The 3,372-nt window shown below is 57.9% G+C and carries 5 protein-coding genes and 1 pseudogene; 4 read left to right on the plus strand and 2 right to left on the minus strand.

What is annotated here, in order from left to right; all coding sequences use genetic code 11:
- Positions 1-199: 199 nt before the first annotated feature.
- Complete coding sequence (locus tag ABSG20_RS32780; RefSeq protein ID WP_423868595.1) at positions 200-667, minus strand: type II toxin-antitoxin system VapC family toxin; 468 nt, start codon at positions 665-667, stop codon at positions 200-202.
- Positions 664-987, minus strand: coding sequence for a type II toxin-antitoxin system Phd/YefM family antitoxin (locus ABSG20_RS32785; protein WP_423868596.1), 324 nt, complete (start codon positions 985-987; stop codon positions 664-666). Before ABSG20_RS32785 ends, ABSG20_RS32780 begins: the two co-directional genes overlap by 4 nt.
- Positions 988-1,239: 252 nt before the next feature.
- Between ABSG20_RS32785 and ABSG20_RS32790 the strand changes: the two genes are divergently transcribed.
- From ABSG20_RS32790 to ABSG20_RS32805, 4 genes and pseudogenes are all read left to right on the plus strand, one after another.
- Positions 1,240-1,488 (plus strand): type II toxin-antitoxin system RelE family toxin, encoded by a 249-nt coding sequence (locus ABSG20_RS32790; protein ID WP_423868597.1) that lies wholly within the window; start codon positions 1,240-1,242, stop codon positions 1,486-1,488.
- Between the two features lie 11 nt (positions 1,489-1,499).
- Positions 1,500-1,916, plus strand: coding sequence for a helix-turn-helix domain-containing protein (locus ABSG20_RS32795; RefSeq protein WP_423868598.1), 417 nt, complete (start codon positions 1,500-1,502; stop codon positions 1,914-1,916).
- 194 nt (positions 1,917-2,110) lie between these two features.
- Positions 2,111-2,392: pseudogene (locus ABSG20_RS32800) on the plus strand (helix-turn-helix domain-containing protein); the annotation flags it as partial.
- A 461-nt stretch (positions 2,393-2,853) separates the two neighbouring features.
- A partial coding sequence (locus ABSG20_RS32805) for a TIR domain-containing protein (RefSeq protein ID WP_423868599.1) occupies positions 2,854-3,372 on the plus strand: 519 nt, incomplete at its 3' end.

A 3,372-nucleotide genomic window follows, 5' to 3' on the forward strand; every position in this document is an offset into this window, starting at 1 on the left:
AGAGTTGGGGCCACCTGACTGGCGCGCCTGAGCTAGCGCGTAGGGGCGCCCCTTGTGGGCGCCCTCTTTGATTCCGGCGCCGCAGGAGGGCGACCACAAGGGTCGCCCCGACCGGATCGACATGGCGTACCGGCCAGCATTGTGTCGATCCCCTCGCGCAGGAGCGCTGCGGCGAAAGCGGAATCCTTATTGTTCGTGGTCATTCATTGAAGGACAGTCTTGTGGGATCCTGTGTCGGCAATGGATCAACCCACGGATTGAATACGGGCGCGTGGGCCTTTTGATAGTCGCTGACATCACGGCACACGATGGTCAGCCCATGGTGAAGCGCGGTCGCTGCGATGATGAGATCGGGCTGCGAGAAAGTGTGGCCAGCTTTGCGGCCGTCCTCGACCAACAATCGCCACCTGAACATGATGTCCTCGGTGACAGCGAGGACACGTTGCTCGAACATTGGCCGCACCTTATGCGCGAGCCAATCATTAAGCTCAGCGCGGCGATTGGCATCCGTGACGAGTTCAATTCCGAACCGGATTTCGGCGAAGGTCACAGCACTCAGATAGAGAAGGTCAAGTGGCTGACCTGCAACGAAGGCTATGACTTTGCGTTCTGGCTTGGGGCGGCGCAATTCGGAGAGTATGTTGGTGTCGAGTAGCCAGCCGCTCACAAAGAGACCTCGCGCACAGGCATTTCTGCGCGCCCCGGTTCAATTTCGACACCACGATGCGGAGAAGCCTGCATTGCAGCGATCAATGCCTCACCCCTGAGATCGCCCTTGAGGCGGCGAAATTCGTCAGCCGAAATAATAACGACCTCATCGCGCCCGTGGACGGTTACATGCTGCGGCCCATCGCTATGTACACGGCGCACCAGTTCGCTGAAGCGGGCTTTTGCATCCTGCAACGGCCACCGCCCCGACTTTACGAGACGCGTGCGCTTACGGTTCTTCGTCGCCTTCGCTTTCGATGATTTTACGATTCTGGTCATGCTGACTAGAATAACACAAACACGGGGCATGTTTCAAAAGTCGTTCTATTGGAGGCAATGCTGAGCAACTTGGAGTGGCAAGGACCGAAGCGAAAGCGCGCGAAAAGCAAGCCAAATCATGATTTAGGGCGCTTTGGCCGATTTCGGGCTCGAAACGAAGCGTTGGTCTGCAGCAGGACCTCGGGTAGTGAATATCCGAAAATATCTCTAATAGATATTGCCTTGGATATCTCTTTATGAGATTATCTAGTCATGAAAGCGATTATCTACCAGGCGACCGCGGCCCGCGCCCTGGTTCGCCACGCCAACAAGGCGAAGCTGATCCGGTCGAAGATCGAGCAATATGCAGAAGACCCGGCGGCGCAAGCCCGCAACGTCAAAGCGCTGACTGGCGTCGATGCCTTACGATTGCGCGTTCAGGACTTCCGCGTTGTATTCAGCGAAACCGCCGACACGATCACCATTCTCGATATTGGCCCGCGGGGCGGGATTTACGACTAGGAGCGACCGAAATGCCCGTGATGACAAAAACTCCCAAAGGCGACGACATCGTAATTCTCGCCCGCAAGGAATACGACCAACTGATCGCCGCCGCCGGCGAGGATGCGGCCGACGCCGAGGCCGCGCGCCGAGCACTGGACCGGCTCAAAAAGGGCGAGCATTCTTTGACCAGCGCCGAAATGGATGACCTGTTGGCCGCGAAAACGCCGCTCGCGTTCTACCGAAAACGGGCCGGGTTGACTCAAGCCGCGCTCGCCCACCGAGCCGGCATCGCGCAAGGCTTCCTTTCCGAGATCGAGGCCGGCCGCAAGAGTGGCGACGTTCAAACGCTGTGCAGGATTGCCGGCTTGCTGAAAATCTCGCTCGACGACCTCGTCGTGCCCAAGGCTTCGATTGATACGCCGCGAAAGCGAAAGACTCGACGTTGATGTAAAGATCCTGCCGATTTCGGAAATCTACGGCGAGGAGCACGGCGAGGAGCATGAATGGGGTCAGAGTCGAATTGGGTTGGTTGCCCGGCGAGAAGGCCTGCACTAATGGTGGTCTGTCCCCGTTTCTCCCTACTAATGGTGGTGGAATGCACCCCGAAAGTGAGACACAGAAAATAAGGGACAGTTCTCGGCTTGGCCGATCGGCATTTTCGGCCCGTTTCACCAGGCTCATCGGCCAGTCCATGCATCGTTATGTGATCGAGCGCCGGATGGCAGAAGCGGCGTTCCTGCTGGAAACCAGCGACGAGCCGATCGCACGAATTGCGAGCCGGGTGGGTTACGAGACAGCGGTGGCATTTTCAAAACTATTCCATCGGCATCACGGCCTGTCGCCTGGCCGGTACCGAGCAGCTCGACGCTCTGACAGCGGCCAAGGGCAAGGGGACGTTCAGGAAGCAGAAATCGCCGAATGACCTTGCCCAGGCTGAAGTTCGTGCCGTTTTTGTCATTCATGTCTGATCTGAACGGACGCTTCGGAACGCAGCTACTCCGTCGCCCCAATTTTCATCAGTAGGTTCGACATCAAGCCGATCGGCATCTTCCAGTGCCGGGTGCTGACGATGTCAAAGAAGGTAGAGTGACTTGGCGATCTGTCTTGCTCTGCTGGAGCATCGCCGCAAACAGTGGAAACGGGGCAAGTCTCAAGAAGTTGCACATCCGGTGAGCCTCAATTCCGCATTGCATTTGCACCGGTTATGGGGATTTATAGGGGTGTGCTGCCAGCGCTTGCGGCTCGAACTTGCGTTGCGGAGGACGCGGAGACTACGTGCGTACTGAGGTACCAAAAAACACGTCTCCGGCTTTTGAGCATCGCGGTGATGGCACAATGCGGAAATCGCCCGCAGACGCATGAGGCTCAAAAGCACCACGCTGAATGGACGCGCCATATGCCGAGGAGAGGTGCATTAGCTCGGTCTTCATCAGTTACCGGAGGCAGACGGCTGCCGGAGAGGCGCGTGCCCTGTTCAACGAACTTGTGGCGCGGCTGGGCCGGAAAGCCGTCTTCATGGACGTGGATAGCATTTCGCTGGGCCGAGACTTTCGCAGCGAACTGCAGAAAACGCTGGCAGCCTGCGATCTCATGCTGGTCCTGATCGACAAGGACTGGGCGACCGCCAAGGACGAAGCGGGACAGATCCGGCTTGAGAATGCCAGTGATTTCGTCCGCATGGAGATCGAAGCAGGGCTCAAGCGCGATATCGTGGTCACGCCCGTTCTGCTCAAAGGGGCGCAAATGCCCACAGCCGAGCAGTTACCTGCGGCCATCCGCGACTTGGCCTACCGCCATGGGTTCGAACTCAGTCACCTCAGGTGGCAATCGGATGTCCGCGAAATGCTCCGGCGATTGAATCTCGATGTTCAGAATCGAGGCCGAACCGAACGAGACCAACTT

The organism is Bradyrhizobium sp. (genome assembly GCF_049512235.1).
Taxonomy (GTDB): Bacteria; Pseudomonadota; Alphaproteobacteria; order Rhizobiales; family Xanthobacteraceae; genus Bradyrhizobium.